At 68.9% G+C, this 13,209-nt stretch carries 13 protein-coding genes; 8 read left to right on the forward strand and 5 right to left on the reverse strand.

Annotated elements, in window-relative coordinates:
• Nucleotides 1-76 precede the first annotated feature (76 nt).
• Both ACE101_RS11325 and ACE101_RS11330 read right to left on the reverse strand, forming a co-directional pair.
• Entirely contained in the window at nucleotides 77-1,954 is a 1,878-nt protein-coding gene (locus ACE101_RS11325; RefSeq protein WP_379129214.1) for a TRAP transporter large permease, read from the reverse strand.
• Nucleotides 1,951-2,988, reverse strand: a complete 1,038-nt coding sequence (locus tag ACE101_RS11330) for a TRAP transporter substrate-binding protein (protein WP_379129216.1) — start codon at nucleotides 2,986-2,988, stop codon at nucleotides 1,951-1,953. The genes ACE101_RS11325 and ACE101_RS11330 overlap by 4 nt, the downstream gene beginning before the upstream one ends.
• Nucleotides 2,989-3,259: 271 nt before the next feature.
• Between ACE101_RS11330 and ACE101_RS11335 the strand changes: the two genes are divergently transcribed.
• The 6 genes from ACE101_RS11335 to ACE101_RS11360 all read left to right on the forward strand — a co-directional run bounded on the left by ACE101_RS11335 (nucleotide 3,260) and on the right by ACE101_RS11360 (nucleotide 9,065).
• Nucleotides 3,260-4,159, forward strand: a complete 900-nt coding sequence (locus tag ACE101_RS11335; protein ID WP_379129219.1) for a LysR substrate-binding domain-containing protein — start codon at nucleotides 3,260-3,262, stop codon at nucleotides 4,157-4,159.
• A gap of 197 nt (nucleotides 4,160-4,356) precedes the next feature.
• On the forward strand, nucleotides 4,357-5,715 hold the full coding sequence (locus ACE101_RS11340; protein ID WP_379129222.1) for an NAD(P)H-dependent oxidoreductase: 1,359 nt from the start codon (nucleotides 4,357-4,359) through the stop codon (nucleotides 5,713-5,715).
• Between the two features lie 172 nt (nucleotides 5,716-5,887).
• Nucleotides 5,888-6,217, forward strand: a complete 330-nt coding sequence (locus ACE101_RS11345; RefSeq protein ID WP_379129225.1) for a putative quinol monooxygenase — start codon at nucleotides 5,888-5,890, stop codon at nucleotides 6,215-6,217.
• A complete protein-coding gene (locus tag ACE101_RS11350) occupies nucleotides 6,217-7,107 on the forward strand; it encodes an NAD(P)-dependent oxidoreductase (RefSeq protein WP_379129227.1) in 891 nt (296 codons plus the stop codon). Before ACE101_RS11345 ends, ACE101_RS11350 begins: the two co-directional genes overlap by 1 nt.
• 676 nt (nucleotides 7,108-7,783) lie before the next feature.
• Complete coding sequence (locus ACE101_RS11355; protein ID WP_379129229.1) at nucleotides 7,784-8,179, forward strand: hypothetical protein; 396 nt, start codon at nucleotides 7,784-7,786, stop codon at nucleotides 8,177-8,179.
• Nucleotides 8,166-9,065 (forward strand): sigma-70 family RNA polymerase sigma factor, encoded by a 900-nt coding sequence (locus tag ACE101_RS11360; protein ID WP_379129232.1) that lies wholly within the window; start codon nucleotides 8,166-8,168, stop codon nucleotides 9,063-9,065. Before ACE101_RS11355 ends, ACE101_RS11360 begins: the two co-directional genes overlap by 14 nt.
• 3 nt (nucleotides 9,066-9,068) lie before the next feature.
• Here ACE101_RS11360 and ACE101_RS11365 read toward each other — a convergent pair whose 3' ends face one another.
• Together ACE101_RS11365 and ACE101_RS11370 are read right to left on the reverse strand one after the other, a co-directional pair.
• A complete protein-coding gene (locus tag ACE101_RS11365; RefSeq protein ID WP_379129235.1) occupies nucleotides 9,069-9,509 on the reverse strand; it encodes a hypothetical protein in 441 nt (146 codons plus the stop codon).
• Nucleotides 9,510-9,523: 14 nt separating this feature from the next.
• Nucleotides 9,524-10,282 (reverse strand): SDR family oxidoreductase, encoded by a 759-nt coding sequence (locus ACE101_RS11370; RefSeq protein WP_379129236.1) that lies wholly within the window; start codon nucleotides 10,280-10,282, stop codon nucleotides 9,524-9,526.
• A 285-nt stretch (nucleotides 10,283-10,567) separates the two neighbouring features.
• On the opposite strand from ACE101_RS11370, the gene ACE101_RS11375 reads away from it, so the two are divergent.
• The gene (locus ACE101_RS11375; protein ID WP_379138599.1) at nucleotides 10,568-11,497 is read left to right on the forward strand and encodes an MBL fold metallo-hydrolase; all 930 of its coding nucleotides are present in this window, start codon (nucleotides 10,568-10,570) and stop codon (nucleotides 11,495-11,497) included.
• Between the two features lie 448 nt (nucleotides 11,498-11,945).
• On the opposite strand, the gene ACE101_RS11380 is transcribed toward ACE101_RS11375, so the two are convergent.
• Nucleotides 11,946-12,548, reverse strand: coding sequence for a TetR/AcrR family transcriptional regulator (locus ACE101_RS11380; RefSeq protein ID WP_379129238.1), 603 nt, complete (start codon nucleotides 12,546-12,548; stop codon nucleotides 11,946-11,948).
• Between the two features lie 145 nt (nucleotides 12,549-12,693).
• Here ACE101_RS11380 and ACE101_RS11385 point away from each other — a divergent pair, with 145 nt between their 5' ends.
• Nucleotides 12,694-13,092 carry a RidA family protein gene (locus tag ACE101_RS11385; RefSeq protein ID WP_379129240.1) on the forward strand — a complete coding sequence of 133 codons (399 nt, stop codon included), beginning with the start codon at nucleotides 12,694-12,696 and terminating at the stop codon, nucleotides 13,090-13,092.
• Nucleotides 13,093-13,209 lie beyond the last annotated feature (117 nt).

The raw sequence follows: 13,209 nt of genomic DNA on the forward strand, positions 1-13,209 counted from the left end.
GCGGTGGTTTGAAGCCCATCCAAGGTCGCCGTGTCGCCCCCGGGCATTCCGCCCGGCGCGAACACGCCGGCAGGCGTCAGAGGAATCCGGTGGAGAACCAGGGCACGAAGGTCAGCACCAGCAATCCCAGGAACAGCGCCCCGAGATAGATCCAGATCCGCCGCATCCCGGATTCCGGCGAGACCTGCCCGATGATGCAAGCCGCGTAGTAGCAGAGGCCGAAGGGCGGCGCGAACAGGCCGAGCCCCATTGCGAGGATCACCACCATGCTGTAATGCACCTCGTGGATGCCGAACTGGTGGGCGATCGGGAAGAGCAGCGGCCCGAACAGCACGATGGCCGGGATGCCCTCCAGCAGGCTGCCCAGCACCATGAAGGCGACGACCGAGATCAGCAGGAAGCCGACCTGCCCGCCGGGCACCGCGGCCATCGCCCGGGCGAGATCGTGCGAGAACCCCGACTGGGTCAGCGCCCAGGCCATGGCGCTCGCCGCGCCGACGATGAACAGGATGGCGCCCGAGAGCGACGCGGTGCGCGTCAGCATGGGCAGCACCATCCCCCAGCGCAGGCCGCCCCGGTAGACGAGGAGCCCGAGCAGGAGCGAGTAGGCGATGCCGATGGTCGAGACCTCGGTGGCCGTCGCCACGCCCTCCACCACCGCCGTGCGGATGAGGAACGGCAGCAGCAGGGCCGGCAGCGCGACGAGCAGCGTGCGGCCCACCACGGAGGCGGGCGCCCGCGCCACCGTGACCGCATCCTCCTCGGTCCCGGCGCGGTAGCGGGCGACGACCGCCAGCACCAGGGCGAGCACCAGGGCGGGCAGGATGCCGGCGGTGAACAGCGCCGCGATCGACACCCCCGTGACCGAGGCGATGGCGATGAGGACGATGGAGGGCGGGATCGTCTCGCTCATCGCGCCCGAGGCCGCGAGCAGCGAGAGCAGCTCGCCGTCCTTCATGCCGCGGCGGCGCATCTCGGGAAACAGCACCGGGGCGACCGCCGCCATGTCCGCCGTCTTGGAGCCGGAGATGCCGGAGACGAGCAGCATCGCCCCCAGCAGCACGTAGGACATGCCCGCCTTCACGTGGCCGAGCAGCGAGGCCAGGAACTCCACCATCACGCGCGCCATGCCGGTGACCTCGACGAGCTGCCCGAGCAGCACGAAGAGCGGGATGGCGAGCAGGATCAGGCCGCTCATTCCCTCGTCCATGCGGCCGACCACGATGGTCAGCGGCGTCGACGTGACGGTGAGCAGGTAGGCGGAGGTGGCGAGCGCGAAGGAGAACGCGATCGGCACTCCCGCGAGGATGCCGAGGCCGAGGAGCCCGACGAAGAAGACGAGGAGGGCCCCGTTGCCCATGCCCGTCAGGAGCGGTGCGCCGAGGGCGAAGAGAGCGACGATCCCGGCGAGGACCAGCGCGACGCCGACGAGGTCGGCGAGGCCGTGGCGGGCGAGGCGCAGGGAGCAGCTCAGGAGCGCCGCCACGAAGCCGACCGGCACCGCGAGGGCGCGGATCGTCCCCGGCCAGCCGAGGGCCGGCGTCTCCACGAAGGACTGGTCCTCGGTGTAGTCGTAGGCCGCGTGCAGCAGCAGGACCAGGAAGACGAACACCGTTCCGACGGCGAGCGCCTCGCACCACGCCTGCACGCGCGGGGAGAGCTTGCCGACCACGAAGGTGAGCCGCATGTGCTCGCCGCGCTGGATCGCCACGACGGAGCCCAGCATCGCGAGCCACAGGAACAGGATCGAGGCGAGTTCGTCGCTCCAGATGATCGGGTGGCCGAGGGCCCGCGCGACGATGCCGGCGAACAGGATCACGACCTCGGCGGCGACGAGGAGGGCCGCCGGCACCGCGACGGCGCCGCGCAGGGCCCGCTCGGCGAGGGCGAGCCAGTCGGATGAGGAGGCGCAGGCCGCCCGGACCCCGCCCGGCAGGTCGGCCGCGGCGCTCATGCCAGGGCTCCCGTGACGGATTCGAGGGCCTTCCAGGCCTCGGGCCCGAACTTCGCCTTCCAGTCGCGGTAGAAGCCGGTCTGGGTGAGGCTCCGGCGGAACGCCTCCTTGTCGGCGCTCTCGAAGACCAGCCCCTTGGCGGTGAGCTGCGTCTTCAGGGTGCCGTTCAGCCGCGCAACGTCCTCGCGCTGCTCCATCGCGGCCCGGTCGAGTTCGCGCCGCACGATTTCCTGAAGGCCCTCGGGCAGGCGTCCGAAGGCGCGCCGGTTCGCCACGATCCAGAACGGGTCCCAGATGTGGTTCGTCTCGGAGACGTATTTCTGCACCTCGTAGAGCTTGCCGGCATCGATCGCCACGAGCCCGTTCTCCTGGCCGTCGACCAGCCGGGTCTGCAAGGCGGTGTAGAGCTCGTTGAAGTTGATCGAGGTCGGGCTCGCCCCGAGCGCCGAGAACAGCGAGGTGAAGATCGGCGAGACCGGGACGCGGATGCGGTAGCCCTTGAGATCCTCCGGCGTCCGGATCGGCTTTGCGGCCGAGGTGATCTGCCGGAAGCTGTTGTCGGCGGCCTTGGCGGCGATGACGAGACCGGCCTTCTCGATCTGGACGCGGACGTACTCGCCGATCGGCCCGTCCGCCCCGCGCCACGCCTGATCGTAATCCGCGAAGGCGAAGCCGACATTGGTGATCGCGGCCCCGGCCGCGACGGTCGAGATCACCGAGCCGGCGATGTTGAGGAACTCGATCCCGCCCGTGCGCACCTGCGTGATCAGGTCGGTGTCGGAGCCGAGCTGGCTCGCGGGGAAGAACTTCAGCTCCAGGCGGCCGCCGGAGGCCTCGCGGATGCGCTGCGTCGCCTGGTCGAGGCGGGCGTTGATCGGCTGGGTGAGGGATTGCCCGGTCGCGAGCTTGTAGGTGAACTCGGCGGCGAGCGCCGGCCGCGTGCGGACCGCGACCAGCGGGACGGCGGCGGCCGCGGTCAGGAAGCTGCGGCGCGACAGGGCGCCGCCCGGCTTGGATTCCGTCTCGTTCGACATGGTGTTTCCTCCGGCGCGCCGTCATCCGCCGAGGGGGCGGTGCGGCATCGTTTCTGTGCGGGGTCGGGGCCGCGGGCCGGTTTCGGCTCGGCGGCACGGGATCGGCGGGCGGTGCCGCCCTCGCGGAACGCGGCCGCGCGCTCCTCGTCCTCCCTGTCGGCGCCCCATGGCGAGGGGGCTCTTGTCGTTTCCTGCCCGACACTAGGAAGGGCGTTCATGTAGGACAATCCAGATTGTTTGCGCGTTCGTGTAGCGCAGCTAAACTGTCGGGATGCTGGTCCCTCTCCGCTCGATCATGGTCTTCCACGCGGTCGCCCGCTCGGGGAGCATCACCCGGGCGGCGGAGGAGCTCGGCGTGACGCCCTCCGCGGTGAGCCAGCAGATCCAGACCCTGGAGGTCGGCCTCGGCACCGCGCTGATCGGCAAGGCCGGCCGCAACGTCGTCCTGACCGAGGCGGGCGAGCGCTACTTCGAGATGATCGGCGGCGAGATCGACCGGATCGTCGAGGCGACGCAGCGCATCCAGGGCTTCCGGTCCGTCACCACGCTCACCGTGCGGGCGACGCCGAGCCTCTCGACGCAGTGGCTGCTGCCGCGCCTCGCCCGCTTCCTGGACGCGCATCCCGACATCGAGCTGCGCCTCGACGGCACCAACGAGCCGACCGCCTTCCAGCGCGAGAGCGTGGACATCGAGATCCGGCACGGCACCGGGGGCTGGCCGGGCCTCTACGCGGAGGGGCTGGTGGAGGAGAGCTTCCGGCCGGTCTGCGCCCCCGCGCTGGCGGGGGCCGGCAGCCTCGCGCCGGAGGATCTCGCCCGGCACCGGCTCATCCACTCGGTGAAGTCGCAGATGCAGTGGCCGCACTGGTTCAAGCTCGCGGGCGTCGCCCCGGCGCGCTGGCGGCGGCTGCTCTTCGACCGCACCCACATGGCCATCGACGCCGCCACCCGCGGGCTCGGCATCGCCCTCGAGAGCGACCTGATGCTGTGGGGGGCGCTGCGCGAGGGGCGCCTCGTCTGCCCGGTGCGCGAACCGCCCCGGATCACCCTGGTGACCCAGTGGGTCACCTGCCCGCCCGAATACCTGCGCCACCGGAAGGTCCGGGTCTTCCTCGACTGGATCCGGCAGGAGCGGGACGCCTGGGCGGAGGAGCGGGCGGCGACCCTTTAGCCGAGCTACACGATGCGCTCGGAAATCTGGATTGTCCTTCAAGAAGCGCGCTTCTAGCGTCCCCCCGTCACGACCTCGCCGCGCGGCGCCAGAGACCCGCCGAGGTTGCATCGAGGACCACCCCGCCGCACGGGCGCCGCTCCGGCCGCCCAGGCGCCGCGGCGGATAACCATCCGGTCCTCGCGGAGGAGGAACGCATGAACCTGTCCACCCTGCTCACCGCCCGCGCCTCGGCCGGACGGCCGGTCCGCGTCGGCCTGATCGGCGCCGGCAAGTTCGGCTCGATGGTGCTGGCCCAGGCCCAGCGCATCGAGGGGCTGCACGTCGTCGGCGTCGCGGATCTCAACGTCGGCCGCGCCCGGGACTCCCTCGCGCGGGTCGGCTGGCCCGCGGAGCGCTACGCCGCTCCCAGCCTCGGCGACGCGGTGCGCAGTGGCCGGACCTGCGTGCTCGAGGATGCGGGCGCCCTCAGCGCCTGCGACGAGATCGAGTGCATCATCGAGGCGACCGGGCACCCGATCGCCGGCATCCGGCACGGGCTCCAGGCCATCGAGGCCGGCAAGCACGTCGTCATGGTCAATGTCGAGGCCGACGTGCTCTGCGGCCCGCTGCTGGCCGAGCGGGCGCGCCAGAAGGGCGTCGTCTATTCCATGGCCTATGGCGACCAGCCGGCCATCATCTGCGAACTCGTGGACTGGGCGCGCTCCTGCGGCTTCGAGCTGACCTCCGCCGGCAAGGGCATGAACTTCGAGCCGCGCTACCGCTACTCCACGCCCGACACGGTCTGGGGCTTCTTCGGCTGGTCCGAGGAAGAGGTGCGCAAGGGGGATTTCAACCCCAAGATGTACAACTCGTTCACCGACGGCACCAAGGCGGCGATCGAGATGGCGGCGGTCGCCAACGGCACCGGGCTCGATTGCCCGGATGACGGCCTCGCCTTCCCGCCCACCGGCCTGCACGACCTCGCCCGCGTGTTCCGCCCGGTGGCGGATGGCGGCCGCCTGCCGCGCAGCGGCCTCGTCGACATCGCGGCGAGCCAGGAGCCGGACGGGCGCGAGGTGTTCAACAACATCCGCTACGGCGTCTTCGTCACCTTCAAGGCCACCAGCGAGTACACCCGGGCCTGCTTCCGCCAGTACGGCCTGCTCACCGATCCGTCCGGCTGGTACGGCTCGATGTGGCGGCCCTTCCACATGATCGGGCTGGAGACGAGCGTGAGCGTGCTCTCGGCGGTGCTGCGCCACGAGCCCACCGGCTGCTCGAAGGAGTTCCGCGGCGACGCGGTGGCCACCGCCAAGCGCGACCTCAAGCCCGGCGAGATGCTCGACGGCGAGGGCGGCTACGCCGTCTGGGCCAACGCCATCCCGGCCACGAAGAGCCTGGACCTGGGGGCGCTGCCGATCGGGCTCGCGCACAACGTCAAGCTCAAGCGCCCGGTCGGCAAGGACCAGGTGGTGCGCTTCGACGACGTCGAGCTGGAGAGCGATCTCGACGTGGTGGCTCTGCGCCGCCAGATGGAGGACGCCGTCCGCCAGGCGCCCTCGAAGGCGGCCTGACGCAAGACCGGGGGATCCCGGCTCCCCGGCATCCCCCGGCGCCGGACGAGGCACGGGCTTCCCCTCGCCCCGCAAGCGGGGCGAGGATACTCGCCACCCGGCAGGTGACTCCGCCGTCTCGATCTCCGGAACCCGCCCCGCTGCCCCCGCCATCCGACGCAGGACCAGCCCCATGCCCGCTCCCCATCCCGGACCCTTCGTCGTCATCGCCGAGTTCAAGGTGAAGCCCGGCGCCCTGAGCGACTTCCTCGCCCTCGCGCAGGACGATGCCCGCTCCTCGGTCGCCCATGAGCCGGGCTGCCGCTGCTTCGACGTGGCGGTGAGCAGCGACGACCCGCAGACGGTGGTGTTCTACGAGGTCTACGACGACCGCGCCGCCTTCGACGCGCATCTCGAAACCCCGCATCTCGCCCGCTTCCGGGACGGGTTCCCGGCGCTCGTCGCCGAGGAGCGGCCGGTGCGCTTCCTCCATCGCTCCTGCTGCGGCGCGGAGACGGCCTGATGGCACCCGCCGCGATCGGTTTTCTCGGCACCGGCATCATGGGCGCACCGATGGCGCGCCATCTCTGCCGGGCCGGTCACGCGGTCCGGGTCTGGAACCGGTCGGCGGACAAGGCCGCTCCCCTCGCAACGGACGGCGCCGTGCTCGCAGCGGATCCGCGTGCGGCGGTGCGGGAGGCCGAGGCGGTGATCTGCATGCTGAGCTCCGGCCCGGTCTGCGGCGAGGTCCTGCTCGGGCCGGAGGGCGCGCTCGCCGCCATGCGGCCGGGCAGCCTGCTCGTGGTGATGAGTTCGATCCCGGTCGAGACCGCGCGCCAGCAGGCGGAGATCGCCGCGGAAGCCGGCATCCTCTACGTCGATGCCCCGGTCTCGGGCGGCGAGGCGGGGGCGGTCGCCGGAACCCTCGCCATCATGGCCGGCGGCAGCCCGGATGCCGTCGCGCAGGCACGCCCGATCCTAGCCGCGATGGGCCGCCCGACCCATGTCGGCCCGGCCGGCAGCGGGCAACTTGCCAAGCTTGCCAACCAGGTCATCGTGGCCTCCACGCTCGTCACTGTGGCGGAGGCAGTCACCTTCGCGGAGCGCGGCGGCGCGGATTCCGCGAAGGTGCGCGAGGCCCTGCTCGGAGGCTTCGCCGACTCGACGATCCTTAAGCAGCACGCGTTGCGCATGATCGCGCGCGACTTCACGCCCGGCGGTCCGGCGAAGTACCAGCTCAAGGACACCGGCACGGCCCTCGCCCACGCGGAGAGCCTCGGCCTGAGCCTGCCGCTGCTGTCGCTGGTCGATCGCCTGTTCGCTGACCTCGTCGAACACGGCGACGGTGACCTTGACCACAGCGCCATCATCCGTGAGCTGTGGCGTCGCAACGACCTGCTCGGTTCAGTTTGACGGGCTGCTCGTCGCGTGTGACAGCGAATGCGGGGCGGGCCGCATGAGCGTGAACCCGAACGTGTCCGGGTGCACCTCCGACGCCGGGACGGCCTCTGACCGATCTCCGTCGTTGGCCCGATACCACGCTCGGCTCACATCGTCTTGCCTCGAGGCATATTTGCATCAAGGGCACTGATGTGAGCCGGCCTTTTCAGTGCGCCGCACAACGACACCAGCCAGCGGATGGGCCATATCGCCCGCAGGGTGCAGACGGAGAGAACGGCCAGGCAATCGAGTGATTGCGCCTCACAACAGCCGATCAACATCGACACTCTATCGGGGCTCCAATTAATTGCTGGATTGTTCGGACGATTGGGATTTTCTCCCGCAACCGCGGGCGTACCGTCATCGGAACTGATTCCATGCGCGAGCCACATGCGAAACGGCGGCGTGGGCAGAGGTGTTCGCCGAGTTCAAAAGGTTCGCTATCGGGTGACAAGCAGCCATTCCGCTGGCCCGTCTGCGTTCCTCGACCGGACAGGACGTCTGCGACTGTGAAGGCTGGGAGTTCCGGTCGGAAGATGCCCTGAGCGTGCAGGTCGGTCCGGCGAATCGCGAAAATCCGTTCCCCTCAATGTCACATCGCCTCGGCAAGCCTCGTCATGCCCCTGAAAGCTCATCGGGGGACGGGGTGATGACCAGCGCTGTTCCGGTGTTTGCCGGACTCTTCGGGGCGGGATTGGCCGCGAATGGGATCATGATGCTCTCGGCTCCAGAGGCATGGTACTTCGCCGTGCCGGGCGTGACATCGACAGGACCTTTCAACCAGCACTTCCTGCGGGACATCGGACTGATCTTCGTGCTGCTCGGCGCGACCTTTGCCCTCGGCGCTGCACGTCCCGAGACCCGGACGCTGCTCTGGAGTATGGCTGCCATCTGGCTCTCGGGTCACGCCTTGTTTCACTTCTGGGAGGTTGCTGTCGGCATCTGCGGACCGGAGGTACTTCCACGCGACTTTCCGGCAGTGACCCTGCCCGCGCTGATCGCGATCGCACTCAGCCTCTGGAGTGTCCGCCATGTCGAACGCTGACGATCCGACTGACGTCTTCGAGGCGGAGCGCCCGCGGCTCGTCCGACTCGCCTATCGCATGCTCGGATCGCTCAGCGAGGCGGAAGACATCGTCCAAGACGCCTGGCTCCGCTGGCGCAAGGTCGATCATGCGTCCGTCACCTCGCCAAGCTCCTTCCTGTCTCGTACCGTCACCAGGCTTTGCCTCGACGTCATGAAATCCGCCCGAGCGCGGCGCGAAACCTATTTCGGGACTTGGCTTCCCGAGCCCGTCGACCTGTCGTTCGATCAGGATCCGCAGGACGACCTCACCCTGACCTTGATGCTGGCGCTCGAACGTCTCTCCCCCCTGGAGCGTGCAGCCTTCCTTCTCCACGACGTGTTCGGCGTCCCGCTCGACGAGGTGGCGGAGACGATCGAACGGGAGGCCGCCGCCGTGCGCCAGCTCGCCTCCCGGGCGAGGAAGCATGTTCAGGCCGCTCGGCCGCGGTTCCCGGTGGACCCGAAAGAGGGCATGCGGATCGCGAAAGCCTTCTTCGAGGCGTCCTCGACTGGCGATGTTGCGGCGCTCCGAACCCTGCTTGCCGATGCCGTCGTCGTTCGCTCCGACGGCGGTGGCAAGGCACACGCCTTCCCGCAGCCGATCGCCGGGATCGACCGCGTGATTCGCCTCTATCAAGGCATGAAGCGCAAGGCGTGGATCCAGAAGGCGCAGAAGCTCCAGGATCTCTGGATCGACGGGCTGCCGGGCTACTTCAGCTTGGAACCCGGCGGAACATATCAAACCGTTGCCCTCGAGATCGAGGACGGTCTCGTTGTCGGCGTCTACTTCACGCGCAACCCGGACAAGCTGCGTCGGCTTGTGGACGTTTTCGGCGGCCGTGCTGCGACACCGACCGCTCACTGAGGGTCAGCGCCGCGCGATCGCGAGTTCGGTGCGGCAAGCGTTCGAGAACGCGCAGAGCGGGTCGAGTTCGCCCGCGTGGCGGATATCTGCGAACGCGGACAGATCCTTGTTCGGCGAGAAGTAGGTCTCGCCGATGCGATGCATGACGCGCTCGGCCTCGTCCAGCGTGCATGGATCGCCGAACAGCCTGATCGTGTTGACGATCGCGTAGAGGTTCACGAGCTTTGCCGGGTCGTCGAGCTCGTTCCGGAAGGCATCGGCGAACAGCTTGGATGCCTCCCGAATGAACTCGCCGTAGAGTGCCTCGCGACGAGCGCGGTCCTGTACGAGCTGCGTCGCCCTTTGTTGGGCATGCTGCGTCATCCAGGTCGACGCGAACGACGCCAACGCGCCGATGGCGGAGCCCGCGAGAGCCGCGAGGGCCGAGACATAGCCCGCATCCACTGGCGCGTTCCTTCTCAGGCGGAGCGCTTCGGCTGCGATGCGAGCCAATCGCCGAAGCGCTCGACAGTGATTCGAGCGCCGTCAGCGGGGGTCAGCGAGCGATCGTCGATGACGACACCGAAGTAGGGTGCCGTGTCGTCGGTCAGAACCTCCCGCTCTTCGCCCTTGCTCTGGAAGTAGCGCCTGACGAGTTCGGCGAGCGGCAACCGCTCCGGACCGGCGACCTCGACCATGGCATTCAGAGGCCGAGCCAGGGCAGCTTCCGCTACTCTTGCCGCCACATCAGCGGAAGCGACGGGCTGGATCGCGGCGGAGGTCGCGCGGGTCACACCATCCACGGTCGCTGCGCCGGCGATCGCGCCGACGAACTCGAAGAACTGGGTCGCACGCACAAGGGTCCAGGGAATACCGGCCGATGCGACCAGCTCTTCCTGAGCGAGCTTTGCCCGGAAATACCCGCTGTTCTGCAGACGTTCCGTCCCGACCACCGAGAGCGCAACGTGATGCGCGACCCCCGCGGTCTTCTCGGCCGCGGCGAGGTTGCGGCCGGATCGCGTGAAGAACTCCATCGCGGGCTCGCTCTCGAAGGAGGGCGAGTTCGCAACGTCGACCACCACTCTTGCGCCCCTCAGCGCGTCCGCGAGTCCTTCGCCCGTCACGGCGTTGACGCCGGTATTGGGCGAGGCGGCGAGGACCTCGTGGCCCTTGCTCTTCAAGTCGGCCACGACCTGCGATCCGATCAGTCCGGTTCCTCCGATGACAACGATCTTCATGTAGCCCTCCGTGCCCTGACTCGGCTCCGACCGGAGCGAACATGGGCCATGACGAGGAAGCCCCCGCGCCGTGTGACGTCGGCTTCGAGAAACCTGCGCACCGGCGGATCGGAGGCGGCATCAACACGAGTGGAAGTCTCAGGTCCGCGCGATCGCGCCCGTCGGAAATCGTTGGCAGCCGTGTCACAGGCGCTCCCGCCGACATCGTCCTGCTCGCATGGCGCGCATGTTGTTGTTCGGACAGGCCGGGCACCTGCGCCATGCAAAGGACTGAATATGACGAACATGGCGATCAGGGGCGCTGAGCCGGGAACGGCAAGGCCTCGGCGTCAGGGACCGGACGAGCTGGTTCCATCGCGCTACGCGCTGCGCATCGGCGAGATCGACGTGCTGGTGGTCAGCGACGGGGTGCTGCCGCTCCCAACCGCGATGCTGGCGCACAACGCAGACCCGGCCGTGCGGGCGGCTTGGCTGAACGACATGTTCCTGCCGGCGGACGCCTTCGACTGGCCGCTGAACGTCGTCGTGGTGCGCAGTGGCGGGCAGACCGTCCTCCTCGACGCTGGTCTCGGTCTGGACCCGAACTTGGATCTGCCGCGGGCCGGGCAGGTCGCCAAACGCCTGGAAGCCGCCGGCATCGATCTCGCCTCCGTGACCGACGTGGTGCTGACCCACATGCACATGGACCACATCGGCGGGCTGCTCGTTGACGGGGTGAAGGCCAGGCTGCGGCCGGACCTGCGGATCCACGTGGCGGCCGCCGAGGTCGAGTTCTGGGAGGCTCCCGACTTTTCCCACACCTCCATGCCGCCGGGTTTCCCGACCGCGCTTCGGTCGTCCGCCACGCGCTTCATGCATGAGTATCGCGGGTACCTGCGACCGTTCGAGGAAGAGGCCGAGGTGGCACCGGGCGTCGTCGTCCATCGCACCGGCGGCCATACTCCTGGGCACAGCGTGGTCCGTCTGGCGTCGGGCAATGACCGGCTGACCTTCGCGGGTGACGCCGTGTTCCCGGTCGGGTTCGAGCAACCCGAATGGCATAACGGTTTCGAGCACGACCCAGAGGAGGCCGCGCGCGTTCGGATCCGCCTTCTGCGGGAACTCGCCACGACCGGCGAGACACTGGTGGCCACGCATCTGCCATTCCCCTCCGTTGGCCGGGTGGCAAGGGACGGCGACGCCTTTCGGTGGGTGCCGGCCTTCTGGGACTACTGATCAGCTGCGAGGTTCGGTCCGAATGAGCGGGGCTACTGGAAACCCGCGCGTGGTGTTCAAAGGAGATCGGCATCCCCGGGACGATCCCGGGGATTGCCCCTGACGCAGCAAGCCGGTCCGAACTGGACACCCATCGCTCAGGCATCCTGATCCAAGAAGGGGGCACCGGCAGGCGACATGGCGCGAACCGAGCCGTTGCGCATGACAGCGCCCACCCGCGGTTCGGTTCCCGACGTCGGAGGAGCCCGCTCCGCCGTGCACGTGGCGCGCGAACGCCTGACCCGAAGCGGCCACACGCGGCGCCTCGGGCCGATGTCCGGTTCGGCGAGAGGCACTTCCTGAATACGATCCCCGAAATCCGTCCGGGTGACACCGGGATCTCACCGGTCCTGACACATCAATCCTGATCCTCCGCCAGGCGCGGCCGACAGCCTGACAGGCACGGCACCTAAGGGTCGTCCCGTGCCTGCAGCAAGCCGCTGGCGAGACAGCGGAAGGCTTCGATGGCCTTGGCGAGGACGGCGCGGGGGTCATCGGATGCTGCAACCCACAGGGCGGCGTTGAGTGCCGCTCCGTTGATCAAGCGGGCGGCGGCCTCGGCGTCCACCGGCCGCACCGTTCTCGCCTCGATGAGGGCCTGGATCGTCTCCGTCGTCGTGCGAAGACAGGCATTCTGGCCCGGCCACTGCGAGGGGTCGCCGAGGACCGCAGGTCCGTCCAGCAGCATGATCCGCTGGATCTCGGGCTCCAGCGCCAACTCGATATAGGCGACCCCTTCCTCCATAAAGCCGAGCCAGGGAGTCGCCGCCCGGTCCCGTACGGCACGCGCCTTGGCCAGCATCTCCGCGTCGAGCTCCTCGATCACGGCGCGCAGCAGACCCTTCTTGTCGCCGAAGTTGTGATAGAGCGCGCCGCGGGTCAGCCCGGCGGCGGCAGTCAAGTCGTCCATCGACGCCGCCGCGTAGCCCTTCGCGGCGAAGGCCGCCCGCGCCGCCCGGATCAGCTTGGCCCGGGTCTCCTCCATCTTCAGCGCACGCCGGCCCGCCGCCATCCCTGCCTCCGATGAAGCCCATACGGCGCGGATGTGAATTGACATACGCACCGTATGCTGAAATCCTCTCACATACGCGCCGTATACGACAGAGGCCCGGGTGCTGGAAAGGGCGGCACGGTGCGGATTGACCAGGAGACAGATCATGGCAAAGCGCGACGCAATCGTTCCGCCCGGTCGGCAGGCGCTCTACGAGAAGCATCGCTACTCCGCCGCGATCCGCTCAGGCGACCTGCTCTTCGTCTCCGGACAGGTCGGCAGCCGCGAGGACGGCTCACCCGAGCCGGATTTCACGAGGCAGGTCCGGTTGGCCTTCGACCGGCTGAGCGTCGTCCTGAAGGCGGCCGGCTGCAGCTTTGACGACGTGGTGGACGTGACCACCTTCCATACCGACCCGGAGACGCAATTCGAGACGGTGATGGCCGTGCGCGCCTCGGCGATCGGCGAACCGCCCTATCCCAACTGGACGGCCGTGGGTGTGACGTGGCTCGCCGGCTTCGACTTCGAGATCAAGGTCATCGCCCGCATTCCCGAGCTGATCTGATCGGGGATATGCAGGAGCCACTCTTGTGTGGTCCGGACGGGAGACGCGCTCGATCTGACGGCCGGCGAAAGCACGCGCCGATAGAATTCCGGCGACCCGGACGGTGTTGCACATGAC

Source organism: Methylobacterium carpenticola (assembly GCF_042748905.1).
Classification (GTDB): domain Bacteria; phylum Pseudomonadota; class Alphaproteobacteria; order Rhizobiales; family Beijerinckiaceae; genus Methylobacterium; species Methylobacterium carpenticola.

Bases quoted from the DNA above. Each gene is read 5' to 3' on its own strand.
- ACE101_RS11360 (WP_379129232.1), top strand. From the start codon at position 8,166: ATGTCGAACGCTGACGATCCGACTGACGTCTTCGAGGCGGAGCGCCCG.
- ACE101_RS11375 (WP_379138599.1), top strand. From the start codon at position 10,568: ATGGCGATCAGGGGCGCTGAGCCGGGAACGGCAAGGCCTCGGCGTCAG.
- ACE101_RS11345 (WP_379129225.1), top strand. From the start codon at position 5,888: ATGCCCGCTCCCCATCCCGGACCCTTCGTCGTCATCGCCGAGTTCAAG.
- ACE101_RS11355 (WP_379129229.1), top strand. From the start codon at position 7,784: ATGACCAGCGCTGTTCCGGTGTTTGCCGGACTCTTCGGGGCGGGATTG.
- ACE101_RS11330 (WP_379129216.1), bottom strand. From the start codon at position 2,988: ATGTCGAACGAGACGGAATCCAAGCCGGGCGGCGCCCTGTCGCGCCGC.
- ACE101_RS11385 (WP_379129240.1), top strand. From the start codon at position 12,694: ATGGCAAAGCGCGACGCAATCGTTCCGCCCGGTCGGCAGGCGCTCTAC.
- ACE101_RS11350 (WP_379129227.1), top strand. From the start codon at position 6,217: ATGGCACCCGCCGCGATCGGTTTTCTCGGCACCGGCATCATGGGCGCA.
- ACE101_RS11335 (WP_379129219.1), top strand. From the start codon at position 3,260: ATGCTGGTCCCTCTCCGCTCGATCATGGTCTTCCACGCGGTCGCCCGC.
- ACE101_RS11380 (WP_379129238.1), bottom strand. From the start codon at position 12,548: ATGGCGGCGGGCCGGCGTGCGCTGAAGATGGAGGAGACCCGGGCCAAG.
- ACE101_RS11340 (WP_379129222.1), top strand. From the start codon at position 4,357: ATGAACCTGTCCACCCTGCTCACCGCCCGCGCCTCGGCCGGACGGCCG.
- ACE101_RS11370 (WP_379129236.1), bottom strand. From the start codon at position 10,282: ATGAAGATCGTTGTCATCGGAGGAACCGGACTGATCGGATCGCAGGTC.
- ACE101_RS11325 (WP_379129214.1), bottom strand. From the start codon at position 1,954: ATGAGCGCCGCGGCCGACCTGCCGGGCGGGGTCCGGGCGGCCTGCGCC.